General features: G+C 49.0%; 11 protein-coding genes and 3 tRNA genes. 9 read left to right on the plus strand and 5 right to left on the minus strand.

What is annotated here, in order from left to right; genetic code table 11:
• Positions 1-79: 79 nt before the first annotated feature.
• From DXD25_RS12650 to DXD25_RS12660, 3 genes are all read right to left on the minus strand, one after another.
• Positions 80-153, minus strand: a tRNA-Arg gene (locus DXD25_RS12650).
• A gap of 24 nt (positions 154-177) precedes the next feature.
• A tRNA-Lys gene (locus tag DXD25_RS12655) sits at positions 178-250 on the minus strand.
• Positions 251-334: 84 nt separating this feature from the next.
• On the minus strand, positions 335-2,083 hold the full coding sequence (locus DXD25_RS12660; RefSeq protein WP_117663821.1) for a glycoside hydrolase family 10 protein: 1,749 nt from the start codon (positions 2,081-2,083) through the stop codon (positions 335-337).
• A gap of 138 nt (positions 2,084-2,221) precedes the next feature.
• Here DXD25_RS12660 and DXD25_RS12665 point away from each other — a divergent pair, with 138 nt between their 5' ends.
• The 9 genes from DXD25_RS12665 to DXD25_RS12705 all read left to right on the plus strand — a co-directional run bounded on the left by DXD25_RS12665 (position 2,222) and on the right by DXD25_RS12705 (position 11,064).
• Positions 2,222-3,766: a carbon starvation protein A gene (locus DXD25_RS12665; protein WP_117663822.1), complete on the plus strand. Its 1,545-nt coding sequence runs from the start codon at positions 2,222-2,224 to the stop codon at positions 3,764-3,766.
• A gap of 2 nt (positions 3,767-3,768) precedes the next feature.
• Positions 3,769-4,260, plus strand: a complete 492-nt coding sequence (locus tag DXD25_RS12670) for an outer membrane beta-barrel protein (protein WP_117663823.1) — start codon at positions 3,769-3,771, stop codon at positions 4,258-4,260.
• Between the two features lie 4 nt (positions 4,261-4,264).
• Positions 4,265-4,876, plus strand: a complete 612-nt coding sequence (gene recR / locus DXD25_RS12675; protein ID WP_117663824.1) for a recombination mediator RecR — start codon at positions 4,265-4,267, stop codon at positions 4,874-4,876.
• 6 nt (positions 4,877-4,882) lie between these two features.
• The gene (locus DXD25_RS12680; protein ID WP_147327912.1) at positions 4,883-5,317 is read left to right on the plus strand and encodes a hypothetical protein; all 435 of its coding nucleotides are present in this window, start codon (positions 4,883-4,885) and stop codon (positions 5,315-5,317) included.
• A 40-nt stretch (positions 5,318-5,357) separates the two neighbouring features.
• Entirely contained in the window at positions 5,358-6,509 is a 1,152-nt protein-coding gene (locus DXD25_RS12685) for a glycosyltransferase family 2 protein (RefSeq protein WP_117663826.1), read from the plus strand.
• Between the two features lie 65 nt (positions 6,510-6,574).
• A complete protein-coding gene (locus DXD25_RS12690; RefSeq protein ID WP_117663827.1) occupies positions 6,575-7,084 on the plus strand; it encodes a GNAT family N-acetyltransferase in 510 nt (169 codons plus the stop codon).
• Positions 7,085-7,183: 99 nt separating this feature from the next.
• A tRNA-Asp gene (locus DXD25_RS12695) sits at positions 7,184-7,257 on the plus strand.
• Positions 7,258-7,491: 234 nt separating this feature from the next.
• On the plus strand, positions 7,492-8,922 hold the full coding sequence (locus DXD25_RS12700; RefSeq protein ID WP_117663828.1) for a sodium:solute symporter: 1,431 nt from the start codon (positions 7,492-7,494) through the stop codon (positions 8,920-8,922).
• 114 nt (positions 8,923-9,036) lie between these two features.
• Positions 9,037-11,064: a M13 family metallopeptidase gene (locus DXD25_RS12705; protein ID WP_117663829.1), complete on the plus strand. Its 2,028-nt coding sequence runs from the start codon at positions 9,037-9,039 to the stop codon at positions 11,062-11,064.
• 54 nt (positions 11,065-11,118) lie between these two features.
• On the opposite strand, the gene DXD25_RS12710 is transcribed toward DXD25_RS12705, so the two are convergent.
• The gene (locus DXD25_RS12710) at positions 11,119-12,036 is read right to left on the minus strand and encodes a DMT family transporter (RefSeq protein ID WP_089542731.1); all 918 of its coding nucleotides are present in this window, start codon (positions 12,034-12,036) and stop codon (positions 11,119-11,121) included.
• Between the two features lie 199 nt (positions 12,037-12,235).
• Positions 12,236-13,030 carry a tRNA pseudouridine(38-40) synthase TruA gene (gene truA, locus DXD25_RS12715; protein ID WP_117663830.1) on the minus strand — a complete coding sequence of 265 codons (795 nt, stop codon included), beginning with the start codon at positions 13,028-13,030 and terminating at the stop codon, positions 12,236-12,238.
• Between the last annotated feature and the right edge of the window lie 16 nt (positions 13,031-13,046).

Below are 13,046 nucleotides of genomic sequence, written 5' to 3' on the forward strand. Positions count from 1 at the left end.
CCGTAGTCAAGTGCTCTATTCAGTTGAGCTACGGAACCATTCTTGTCGATTCCAGAGTGGGGGCTGATTGCATTGAAAGTGATTCCGCAAGGATTCAAACCTTGAACCTCTTGATCCGTAGTCAAGTGCTCTATTCAGTTGAGCTACGGAACCATTTTCTTTAGCTTTTTCAAGTTGTACACCCTTAGGGATTCGAACCCTAGACCCACTGATTAAGAGTCAGTTGCTCTACCAACTGAGCTAAGGGTGCATCTTCTTGATAGCCTCATTTCTGAATTGCGAGTGCAAAGGTACTACAAATATTTGATTCCACCAAATTTTTCTGCAGTTTTTTTCAATTTTCTGCAATTTTTTTCTTGTAGAAGGTTCCCAACGTATGCTTCACACCCCGCTGATTGATGCTGCAAAGGCGATAGGTTCCACTGCTTAACCTACTGATATCTATCAGATTGTGTTCGCTCACAAGGTGTTCCACAGCCGTACCTTGCAGGGTTTCGACCAGAAAGACGTTTGTATCCAACTTTTTGGCGATTTCCGGCAAATGTACGTTTTTAGCATCACAGCGCAACATCCTGGCGGCACCCCAGGCGGTCAACTTTTTGCTGAAATCTCGGCTGTTTTCCTGGGTAGCGCCACTTTCTATGCCATATCCGTCCATTGAAGTAACGGCAAAATAGAGTGGCTGGTCGTCATCTTCCGACTTCAAGAGCAGTTCGTTGCCCAGATGTCGAGCCGCAATGAGGTTTCTGGCATCTGTAACATCCACGGGATATTTTCTGCTCGCATATACATTATTATATATATAGGGAGTAGGAATAGCAGTGCCATCGGTATATTCTGACGGATTATTCCATGAAATCTGAACATTTCCCTTTTCGCTTCTTACGCTGAGAGCCTGTGGCTGTTGCGGCTGGCGGTTGCTTGCCCAGGTCATCGGAGGTACGAGCGATGGATATTCGTTGAATCTCTCTGTGAAATCGAGGATGCCCTGCTTGTTGTCCAGCAGGAACTTGTTTCGGAAGAAGCAGTATCCCATTCCCATGCTGCGGGTGAGGTACATTTCGGGTGTCACGTCATCAATCTTCCATTTTCCTTCTTTCGGGTCGAGGAAGTAGATGCCGAGTCCAGGCACCACGGTCTTGCCGTGGCTCTGCTCCTGCCAGTCGATGGCGAAAGGATAGAAGTTCTCGCCACGGAAGTACATCATCGGGAAGAGTTCGTCCATCAGTCCGTCGCGCAGCCATCCCTGTGCATCCTGGCAAACCTTGGTGTTGGCATTCCATCCGTGACTCCAGTAACGGCTCAGGTCATCGTATTTGCCCACTGGCGAGCAGCTCATCTTGACCCAAGGCTTTTCCGACTTCACAGCGTTGTGAATCTTCTCCACGATGCGGGTGATGTAGTTTCTTCCCTGGTCGCGGCTCACCTTGATCTTCCAGGTTTCCGGGTATCGGATATAGTCGAGGTGGATGCCATCCACATGATATCGGTGGGTAATCTCGCGGCAGATTCCAGCAAGGTAATCACCGGTGCGGCTGTCTTCCGGATTCATGTATCCATCAGCACCTATCTTCTTGATGAGTCCCGGGAATTTCTTCCGAAGGCTCTTGCATCCCAGTGCTTCCCATTTTCCTACAGGGATAGTAACCACCCAGGCGTGGAGCTCCATGCCGCGCTTGTGGCATTCATCGATGGCAAACTGCAGGGCATCGTAGCCCGGCGTCTTTCCCGGGAATCCCGAGAGGCATCCATCCCAAGGTTCGTAATCGGAAGGATAGATCATGGTGCCACGGATGCGGGTCTGGATGAGTACGGTGTTGATCTTAGCCTGCTGCAGGCGGTCGAGGATCTGACAGAGTTCCTGCTGCTGCTTCTTGGCCGAGTTGGGCGACTGGGAGTAGGAGTGAGGCCAGTCGATTCCGCCGATGGTGGTGAGCCATACGGCTCTTACCTCGTGCTTGGGTGCCAGACTGTTGTATATGATGCTGGAACCCGGCAGTATCTGCTTCTTTTCAGGTATATTGCGAGCCTGTGCAGGTAAAATACTGCCTAAAAACATTAAAAATGTATATAATTTCTTCATATTCTTTCAATTTGGCAACAAAGATACGGATAATTTTTCGTATTTCAAATAAAAATGTTACTTTTGCGGTGCAATTCGTATGAAAAAGTGCGATTAGGCTCAAAAAGAAGAGAGAATTCAAAAAAACAATAAAAGAAAATGGTCAGTTTCATCATTAGTTTGGCAGCCTTGATATTGGGTTACCTCCTTTATGGAAAATTTGTGGCGCATGTATTCGGTCCTGACGACCGTCCTACGCCAGCAGTGGCAAAAGCCGACGGAGTTGACTTTATGGTGCTGCCTAGTTGGAAAATCTTTATGATTCAGTTCCTGAATATTGCCGGTACTGGACCGATTTTTGGAGCCATCATGGGTGCCTGGTATGGACCGGTGGCTTATCTGTGGATTGTGTTTGGCTGCATCTTTGCCGGTGCCATGCACGATTATATGAGTGGTATGCTCAGTATCCGCCATGATGGCGCTGGACTGCCGGAGCTGGTGGGCAAGTATCTGGGCGGCAACACCAAGAAGGTGATGCTCGTGTTCTCGGTACTGCTGCTGATGATGGTGGGTGCCGTGTTTGTATATAGTCCTGCCATTATTCTGGGTGGCATCTGCAGTTCTGGCTCGTTTGTGGGAGGTAAGATGTTCTGGATTATCCTCATCTTCATCTACTACATCATCGCCACGCTTCTGCCTATCGACAAGATTATCGGAAAGATATATCCTCTCTTTGCCTTTTCGCTGCTTTTCATGGCAGGTGCGCTGATGATAGGACTGTTCATCAAGTGGCCAACCTTGCCTGAGTTGTGGAGCAATCTGGCTTCCTGCAATCTCAACGAGAATCCGGCGTGGCTGGGTACGGAACCGTTCGTCCAGAAGAGTCCTATCTTCCCATGTCTCTTCATTACCATCGCCTGTGGAGCCATCAGTGGCTTCCATGCTACCCAGAGCCCGTTGATGGCTCGCTGCATGAAGAGCGAGAAGCTGGGCCGCCCTGTATTCTATGGTGCGATGATTACCGAGGGAGTGGTAGCGCTGATATGGGCTACGGTTTCCATGTACTTCTTCTATTATGGAGGATGGCGTGAATGCGTGAGTCCAGAGGTGGCTCAGCAGTTTATCGCTCAGGTGGATGGCGGAAAGTCGCTCATTCAGAACTTTGATGCTCCTACCGTGGTGAAGATTGTCTGCTCCAGTTGGTTGGGTGTGGCTGGTGGAGTGCTTGCCCTGCTGGGAGTAGTGGCTGCGCCTATCACCAGTGGCGATACGGCTCTGCGCAGTGCCCGACTCATCATAGCCGAGGCTATCGGACTGGAACAGCGTGCAATGCGTCGCCGTCTCTATATCTGCGTACCTCTGTTTGCCGTTACGATGGGCATTCTGGTGTGGCAGATGGAGAATCCTGATGGATTCAATGTTATTTGGCAATACTTCGGATGGGCTAACCAGACGCTGGCGGTCTTCACACTCTGGACTTTGACCGTGTATCTGGTACAGCGCAAGAAGCCGTTCATCATCACCCTGGTGCCAGCCTTGCTGATGACAGTGGTATGTTCTACCTTCCTGCTCCTCTCGCCGATGGCTCTGGCATTGAGCGAGCCGGTGGCTTATACGGGTAGTGTCATCATTCTGGTGGTAGCGCTGGTCTGGTTCTTTGCCTGGTATAGACAGAATATGAAAATTAATAATAGCAACACATAAAAATGTTACGTATGAAAAAAATAGTTTTGGCAGCTGCAGCTCTTCTGGTTAGCCTGGGAGCCAATGCTCAGTTTGAAAGTGGAAAGCAGTATTGCGGCGCGTCGCTCACGGGTCTCAATCTCAGTTATAATGGCAGTCAGGACTTGAACTTCGGTGTTCAGGCAAAGGCAGGTTATTTTGTAGAAGATGACTGGATGCTCCTGGGGCATGTAGAATATACTCATTCGGGTCAGGATGGCGTGAAGGATTACTTTTCTGCCGGAGCTCAGGCCAGATATTATATCGAGCAGAATGGATTGTATCTCGGTTTTGGTGCCAAGGTGGCTCATTCGGGCAGCTACAATGACTTCATGCCGGGCGTGGAGGTAGGTTATTCCTACTTTGTCAGCAAGCAGGTAACCATTGAGCCGGCTATCTACTATGATCAGAGCTTCAAGAAGCATACTGATTATTCTACAATAGGTTTCAAGGTGGGAATCGGTATTTATCTCTAGTGTGATGGTGCAGCAATATTCTTCTGCATTATTGGAAAAGGCAGTGGGAGAGTTTTCCAAGCTGCCGGGTATAGGGCGCAAGACAGCTTTGCGCCTTGTGCTTTATATGCTCCGTAGGGAGGAGGGGGATGTGGATCAGTTTGTGGATGCCATCGCCCGCATGAAGCGCGAGGTGAAGTACTGTCGTGTGTGCCATAATATCAGTGATACCGAGGTGTGCCCCATCTGTTCCGATCCCCGGCGCGATGCCTCTGTCATCTGCGTGGTGGAGAATGTGCAGGATGTGCTGGCAGTGGAGAATACCCAGCAGTTTCATGGACTGTATCATGTGCTGGGAGGTATCATCTCGCCGATGGATGGTATCGGACCTGCTGACCTGGAGATTGATTCTCTGGTACAGCGTGTGGCTGCGGGGGGAGTAAAGGAGGTGATTCTTGCCCTGAGCAGTACGATGGAGGGCGATACCACCAATTTCTATATCTCGCGCAAGCTTGCCGACTATCCCGTGAAACTCTCCGTCATAGCCCGAGGCATCTCTGTGGGAGATGAACTGGAATATACCGATGAAGTGACGCTGGGTAGAAGTATCCTGAACAGAACACCATTTAATCAATAAAAATAAATGAATATCAAACAAGTACAACGAATATTGATGACCAACTTCCTCTTTATGCTGTTGGTGGCTTTTCTGCTGGTAGTTCTCTATGAAACGGAGATACTGACCGCCAATGATATCGCTGCCAACCAGACGATGATGTTCGGCATCCTGGTAGTGATGGAGCTTACCACCATTGTGGTGATTCCGATGGCGCTGAAGCTGTTCAGCCTGAAGGCAGTCCGCCGCAAACTGTTGGCGGAAAAGGGCGATGCTCTGCTTTTCTGGGGCACTACCCGCATCAACATGCTCTGTCTGCCTATGCTCATCAATACCTTTATGTATTATCAGACCATGTCGCCTGCATTCGGCTATATGGCAATCATCCTTGTGCTCTGTCTTTTCTTCGTTTATCCATCTATCGGCAGATGTATCGAGGAAACCAGTGAGGAAGGCGAATAAGTGATGGTTTATAGTTGACAGTTAATAGTTAAGATAGACATTGAAACTCTCGGTTATCATAGTAAGCTATAACGTGAAGTATTATCTCGACCAATGCATCCGCTCGGTGCTCCGTGCCTTCGAAGTGATGCAGGGGGATGATGCTTCATCTTCTTCATTTCCCTCCGGAAAGGTAGATGTGGCAGAGATCATCGTGGTGGATAATCATTCTTCCGATGGATCGCTGGAGTATCTGCAGCGCCGCTATCCCCGTGAAGCATATCCGATGGTACGGTTTGTGGGCAGCAACCACAATCTGGGTTTTGCCCGAGCCAACAATATCGCCATCCGTCAGAGCGAGGCGGAGTATGTACTCCTTCTGAATCCTGACACCATCGTGGGCGAGCAGGTGCTGAGCGAATGCATCCGCTTTATGGATGCCCATCCCGATGCGGGAGCGGCAGGCGTGAGGATGCTGAATGCGGATGGCAGATGGGCGAGGGAGAGCAGGAGAGGATTGCCTACACCGATGGTTTCCTTCTTCAAGATGCTGGGATTCTGCAACCGATGGCCCAAGCATCCACTGTTCGGACGCTATTATATGGGATTCCTGCCATGGGATCAGCCGAACCGGATAGAGGTGGTGAGTGGCGCTTTCTGTATGTTGCGCCGTAAAGCCCTAGATAGGGTGGGACTGTTAGATGAGGATTTCTTCATGTATGGAGAGGATATCGACCTTTCCTATCGCATGTTGAAGGGCGGTTATCACAACTATTTTCTGCCTTTGGATATCCTGCATTATAAGGGAGAGAGCACGCAGAAATCCAGTTTCCGCTATGTGCATGTCTTCTATGAGGCGATGCTCATCTTCTTCCGCAAGCATTATGCGGGTATGTCGCTACTCTTGAGTCTTCCTATCCGGACAGCCATCTATGCCAGTGCTTCCGTAGCGTTGGTCAGGATGCTGGCGGCGAGAATGAGAAAGAGTCTGGGGTTCTTTACGCCTTCTGTGGTGGATGAATCGGAGTATCTGCTGTTTGATGCCGATAAGATGAGCTATGAGGAGATTCTGCATCAGCTTTCGCTCCGGGCAGATGAGCCTGACAAGCTGGCTATCTATACCCGGGAGATCGGGAAGGTGATAACGGAAGGGGATGTGATGGATATGGATGAAATGCACAATATATATAAGGTACGCGCGTACATTATATAATAGGTGCTCATATCATAGTAGGTAGATTAGGAAATATAAAAGGAAAATATTTATTTGGGAGGATTATGGAAGATAAGAAGATTCGTTTTAGGGCTTTGGAACCGGAAGATTTGGATTTTCTCTATGAAATGGAGAATGATGAAAGTCTCTGGGAGATGGGGTGCACCAATGTGCCGTACTCCCGACAGGTGTTGCTCGACTATATTACTACGGCTACGGCGGATATCTATACCGACAAACAGGTTCGCCTGATTGTAGAAAACGAGCAACAGGAAGCTGTGGGCATCATCGATCTGATGAATTTCGACCCCCGTCATCAGCGTGCTGAGCTGGGAATTGTTATCAAAAAGGAACATCAGCATCAGGGCTTGGCACAGTTGGCTATCCGTCTTTTGATGCAATATGCATCAAATGTGCTGCATTTGCATCAGATTTATGCCATTGTAGCGGAAAGTAACCAAAATGCAGTGAAAATGCTTGAAGTAGTTGGCTTTCAGGGTGATAAATTGCTGAAAGGATGGCTGAAAACGGGCAGTGGATATGAGGACGCATATTTTTTTCAATCTTTTTTGTAAAAATATAGCGGAAAAATTTGGTGGAATCAAAAAAATATAGTACCTTTGCACTCGCAAATGAGAAATGCGCTATAAGCGGTTAAGTTAATATCTTAATTTGGTGCGTTAGTTCAGTTGGTTAGAATGCCTGCCTGTCACGCAGGAGGTCACGAGTTCGAGTCTCGTACGCACCGCTGAAACCTTCGGGAAGTGATTCTCGAAGGTTTTTGTTTTTTATACCCTCTGGTCTTCTCCAGTCTTCACTCTTCGTTTTTCATTCTCCATTCTTCATTCTTCGTTTTCACTCTTCGTTTTTCACTCTTCACTTTCTTTCTGTATGTTATTTCTTTGTTAAGTTATGAAAATAATTTTGTTATTTCCTTAAATTACTGTACCTTTGCAACGTAAATAAAGATATAAGAGAAAAAATGATTATCATCATCACAATTTTAGCATACTTCTGCGTGCTGTTGCTCTTCAGCCATATTACGGCAAGGCGTACCAGCAGCAATGAAACTTTCTATAGGGCGAACAGACGTTCGCCATGGTATATGGTGGCTTTCGGAATGGTGGGCGCCTCTATCTCGGGCATCACCTTCGTGAGTGTGCCGGGTATGGTGATGAAGACTGATATGACCTATCTGCAGATGTGCATCGGCTTTATCCTGGGCTACTTTCTGGTAGGTTTTCTCCTGCTGCCTATCTACTACCGGTATAATCTCACCACCATCTACAGCTATCTGCAGCAGCGATTGGGCGAACGTTCCTACAAGACGGGTGCTTCGTTCTTTCTGTTGTCGAAGATGACGGGAGCGGCAGTCCGCTTTTTCGTGGTCTGCATTCTGTTGCAGCGGTTCGTGCTCGATGGAGTGGGAGTTCCGTTCTGGGTGACGGTACCTATGATGGTGATGCTCATCTGGCTCTATACCCGCAAGGGTGGCATCAAGACGCTGGTGTGGACGGATTCCTTCCAGACTACCTGTATGTTTGCTGCGCTCATCCTGATTATCTATCATGTGGTGGCAGCCTTGGGAATGACGCCATCTGAGGCTATCACGGCAATCGTCCACGACAGTCATTCGCGCATCTTCGTCTTTGACGACTGGATGTCGAAGCAGAATTTCTGGAAACAGTTCCTGAGCGGCGTGTTCGTGGTAATCGTGATGACGGGATTAGATCAGGATATGATGCAGAAGAATCTTACCTGCAAGTCGCTTCGTGAGGCTCAGAAGGATGTCTGTACCTATGGTTTCGCCTTTGTGCCTGCCAATCTGCTTTTCCTGAGTCTGGGTGTGTTGCTGATGATGCTGGCACAGAAGCAGGGCGTAGCGCTGCCGCAGGCTCCGGATGATCTGTTGCCGATGTTCGCAGCATCGGGAGTGATGGGAACCCTGGTAGTGGTGCTGTTCACCATCGGTATCGTGGCGGCGAGCTTTTCGAGTGCCGATTCAGCATTGACTGCGATTACTACGAGCCTTTGCGTGGATATTCTGGGCAAGAAAGATGATGTGAAGCTTCGCAAGCGTATGCATCTGCTGGTGGCTTTCGTCTTCATGCTCTTCATCATCGCTTTCAAGGCGATTAATTCTACGAGCGTGATAGATGCCATCTACATCCTCTGCTCTTATACTTACGGTCCGCTGCTGGGTTTGTTTGCCTTCAGTCTGCTCACCAAGCGGCAGGTAAACGACCGCTGGTCGCCATGGGTCTGCATCGCCAGTCCGCTCATCTGCTTCGCCATCGATACCCTTACCTCGCAGTATGTGGGCTATAAGTTCGGCTATGAGCTTCTGATGCTGAATGGCGCCCTGACATTTGCAGGTCTTGCCCTGTCCACCGCCAGGCGTTCCGAACAGTAAGTCCACCGTCAGGCGTTCCGACGGATTTGCAATCCGTCGTTAAAAAATGTTCGACCTATTAAACCGGGGGATTTGAAATCCCCCATACAAAAAGATTTATTTAATAAAACAATAATGAAAACAAAAGTATTATTCGCAGCATTGTTGCTCAGTGCAACAACTGCTTTTGCCCAGCAGGAGAAGTTGGGCTCCGGTATTGACAAGACCAACATGGACTTGACCATCAAGCCGGGTAATGATTTCTATCGCTATGCCGCAGGCAACTGGATGAAGAATCATCCACTCGATGCCGAGCATACCGACAATGGTGCTTTCACCGACCTCTTTGAGCAGAACCAGAAGCGCATCCAGGACATCATCCTTGAATATGCTTCCAAGCCACAGCAGAAGGGTTCACTCGGACAGAAGATCGGTTCGCTCTACAACCTCCGTATGGACAGTGTTCGCCTGAACAAGGAGGGATGGGCACCTATCAAGCCAACTCTCGACCGCATCGCAGCCATCAAGGATCGCAGAGAGTATCAGCTCGTAACCGCTCAGCTCGATTTCCGTGGCGAGAGTACCATGATGTATGGCATCGGTGTGGGCGCCGACCTTCGTGATGCCGCCAACAACCTCGTTGAGGTAGGACAGAGTGGTCTCGGTCTTGGTGTACGCGATTACTATGTAAACGATGACGAGCAGACCAAGAAGATTCGTGATGCATACAAGGCTTATATGAAGAAGCTCTTCCAGATGGTAGGCAACGACGAGGCTACCGCCCAGAAGAAGATGGAGGCTGTGATGGCTATCGAGACCCGCATCGCTAAGGCAAGCTATAGCCAGGTACAGCTCCGCGACATCGACAAGAACTATCACAAGATGACCTACAACCAGCTCGTGCTCGATTACCCTGGCATCGACTGGGGCAACGTGTTCCTGGCATCCGGTTTCCCAGCTTTCAAGGAAATTTGCGTGGGTCAGCCTGAACCAATCCACGAGGTTGAGAAGATTCTTGCAGAGACCTCTCTGGATGATTTGAAGACATACGCAGAAATCAAGGTGATTTCTGGTGCAACCAGCGTGTTGAGCGATGATTTCCGTGCCGTATCCTTCGAGTTGAGCAAGGTAATGAGCGGTGTTCAGCAGGACCGTCCTCGCTGGAAGCGTGCTGTAAGTACCGTGAGCGGTGTGTTGGGTGAGGCTATCGGAAAAATCTACGTAGAGAAGTACTTCCCAGAGAGCAGCAAGAAGCGTATGCTCGAATTGGTTCACAATCTCCAGACCGCCCTTGCACAGCGTATCGACGAGGCTACCTGGATGAGTGCTGCTACCAAGGCACAGGCTAAGGATAAGCTGGAGAACTTCATCATCAAGATCGGTTATCCTGACAAGTGGAAGGACTATAGCGGATTGCAGGTAGATGACAGCCTTTCTCTCTACGAGAATATGGCAAATATCTCTGAGTTCTTTACCAAGGATGCCATCGCCCGCAAGGTGAACAAGCCGGTAGATAAGACTGAGTGGGGAATGACTCCTCAGACTATCAATGCTTATTATAACCCAACTACCAACGAGATCTGCTTCCCTGCAGCTATTCTCCAGCCTCCATTCTTCGACCCAACAGCCGATGATGCGATGAACTATGGTGGTATCGGTGGTGTAATCGGTCATGAGATGAGTCACGGCTTTGACGATCAGGGCAGCCAGTTTGACAAGACCGGAAACCAGAACAACTGGTGGACTGCTGCTGACAAGAAGAACTTCGAGTCTCGCACCAAGATCCTGGTTGACCATTTCAACAAGATTGAGTTGGCTGGCAAGAAGGTAAACGGCCAGATGACCCTGGGTGAGAACATCGGTGACAACGGTGGTTTGAACATCGCTTTCCGTGCACTTCAGAATGTGATGAAGACAGAGAAGTTGGGTGTGAAGGATGGATTTACTCCAGAGCAGCGCTTCTTCCTGGCATGGGCACGTGTATGGGCAGGCAATGCCCGTCCTGAGTACCTGCAGTATCTGATGACCGTGGATGTTCACTCTCCAAACGAGGCTCGTGTGAACGGTGCCCTCCCAATGGTGGATTCATGGTATAAGGCATTCAACATCAAGAAGGGCGACAAGCTCTTTGTTCCTAAGAACAAGCGTGCACATATCTGGTAAAAACATAAAAAAGTCTTGCAGGCACATTGGCTTGCAAGACTTTTTTTATAATCATTACTTCGTTCCGAAGTAGAGGAAGAGCATTCCGAGCAAGACGAGGAGGAGATCCACGAACTTCGCCTTGAGGTTCTTCTCGTGGAAGATAGCTGCACCGAAGAGGAAGCTGACAATGACCGAACCACGGCGGATCATGCTTACGATACTGATCATGGCACCCGGCAGGCTGAGCGCATAGAAATATACGAAGTCGGCAGCCGAAAGGAAGATGCTGATGAAGATGATGCTCCAGTGCCAATGGAATGGAGTGGAGTTCTTCTTCGTTGGCCACCAGATCATCAGGAGCATGGCTCCCATGAGGAAGCACTGGTAGATATTGTACCAGCTCTGTACGATCATTCTATCTAATCCCACACCGCCATTCTCAGGTGGAGCCATCAGATACTTATCGTAGAGACCACTCACGGCACCGAGCACGGCAGCCAGTACGATGAAGTAGATCCACTTGTTGTGCTTGAAGTCGATGCCCTCCTTCTTTCCGCTGCGCGAAAGCATGGCAAAGGAGATGATGGCAAGGATGACACCAATCCACTGGTAGAGGTTGAGAACCTCACCGTAAACCAGCAGGGCACCCACGAGTGTCATCACCGGACGGGTGGCATTGATAGGTCCCACGATGGTGAGCGGCAGATGCTTCATGCCGAAATAACCGAAAATCCAACTGCTCAATACGATGAAACTCTTGAGCACGATGTACTTGTGAACTTCCCATCCGCCTTCTGCTACATGAAACATCGTTCCATCCAGCGAATTTCCTGTATAGCTCAAGATGATGAACGGCAGGAAGATGAGCGATGAGAAAAGCGTGTTCAGAAAGAGCACGGGAATCACTGCGTTACCTGAAAGTGCCTTCTTCTTGAAGGCATCATAGAATCCCAGCAGCGCTGCTGAGAGAAATGCTAATACTAACCACATATTACTTTGAACTTTGAACTTTGACCATTGAACTTTATGATTACTTTGAACTTTGAGTTTTATGATTACTTTGAACTTTGACCATGGAACTTTATGATTACTTTGAACTTTATGATTTCTTTGAACTTTATGATATGGCTTGTCTTGCAACTTATAGGATTATTGCCAATCATAAAGTTCAAAGTTCAAATCTCAAAGTTCAAAGTTCGTTGTACCCCACGTCTTCCAGGAACAATGCGTTGCCTGGCATGCTTTCGCCCGCATCACTGCGGCTTCCGTTGTGCAGGATGTCGAGAAACTGCTCCATCGTGATCTTGCCCCTGCCTACATCAATGAGGGTGCCCACTACGGCACGTACCATGTTTCGGAGGAAACGGTTGGCGGTGATCTCGAAATACCAGGTGGTAGGGGAGGTCTGGACCCATCTGGCAGCCGACACATGGCAGATGGTGGTCTTGTTGTCACCGCCTGCCTTGCAGAAAGCCGCATAGTCTTCGTGATGCAGGAAATGCTGCGCCGCCTGGTTCATCTTTTCGAAATCCAGCGGGTAGTTCATCTGCAGCGAATAGTGGCGCTCGAAGGGATCCTTGCGCGTATGGATATAATAATGATAGGTACGCGAGGTGGCAGAGAAGCGGGCATGCATCTCAGGATGAACTTCCCGCACTTCATAGACGGCAATGTCGCGTGGCAGAATTCTGTTCAGACGATACTCCAGCTGGTCGAGGGCCATCGGGATTCTTTCTTCCGAAACTTTCTCTTCCGAAACTTTCTCTTCCGAAACTTTCTCTTCCGGATTCCAGTCAAAATGCGCCGCCATGTTTCGGGCATGCACACCGGTATCGGTTCTTCCTGCACCCACCACCTCTATCTCCTTTCTGAGAAGGATGGAAAGGGCGCGCTGCAACTCCTGCTGCACCGAATTGGCATTGGGCTGAATCTGCCAGCCGTGATAGTTGGTTCCGTCGTAACCAAAGAATATAAAATATCTCATTGCTTTTCACTTAAAA

This window comes from Prevotella sp. TF12-30 (assembly GCF_003436715.1).
Lineage (GTDB): Bacteria > Bacteroidota > Bacteroidia > Bacteroidales > Bacteroidaceae > Prevotella > Prevotella copri_A.

What these genes read in the sequence shown, in the direction of transcription:
- DXD25_RS12660 (WP_117663821.1), bottom strand. Translation starts at nt 2,083, where the DNA reads ATGAAGAAATTATATACATTTTTAATGTTTTTAGGCAGTATTTTACCT.
- DXD25_RS12665 (WP_117663822.1), top strand. Translation starts at nt 2,222, where the DNA reads ATGGTCAGTTTCATCATTAGTTTGGCAGCCTTGATATTGGGTTACCTC.
- DXD25_RS12670 (WP_117663823.1), top strand. Translation starts at nt 3,769, where the DNA reads ATGTTACGTATGAAAAAAATAGTTTTGGCAGCTGCAGCTCTTCTGGTT.
- recR (WP_117663824.1), top strand. Translation starts at nt 4,265, where the DNA reads ATGGTGCAGCAATATTCTTCTGCATTATTGGAAAAGGCAGTGGGAGAG.
- DXD25_RS12680 (WP_147327912.1), top strand. Translation starts at nt 4,883, where the DNA reads ATGAATATCAAACAAGTACAACGAATATTGATGACCAACTTCCTCTTT.
- DXD25_RS12690 (WP_117663827.1), top strand. Translation starts at nt 6,575, where the DNA reads ATGGAAGATAAGAAGATTCGTTTTAGGGCTTTGGAACCGGAAGATTTG.
- DXD25_RS12700 (WP_117663828.1), top strand. Translation starts at nt 7,492, where the DNA reads ATGATTATCATCATCACAATTTTAGCATACTTCTGCGTGCTGTTGCTC.
- DXD25_RS12705 (WP_117663829.1), top strand. Translation starts at nt 9,037, where the DNA reads ATGAAAACAAAAGTATTATTCGCAGCATTGTTGCTCAGTGCAACAACT.
- DXD25_RS12710 (WP_089542731.1), bottom strand. Translation starts at nt 12,036, where the DNA reads ATGTGGTTAGTATTAGCATTTCTCTCAGCAGCGCTGCTGGGATTCTAT.
- truA (WP_117663830.1), bottom strand. Translation starts at nt 13,030, where the DNA reads ATGAGATATTTTATATTCTTTGGTTACGACGGAACCAACTATCACGGC.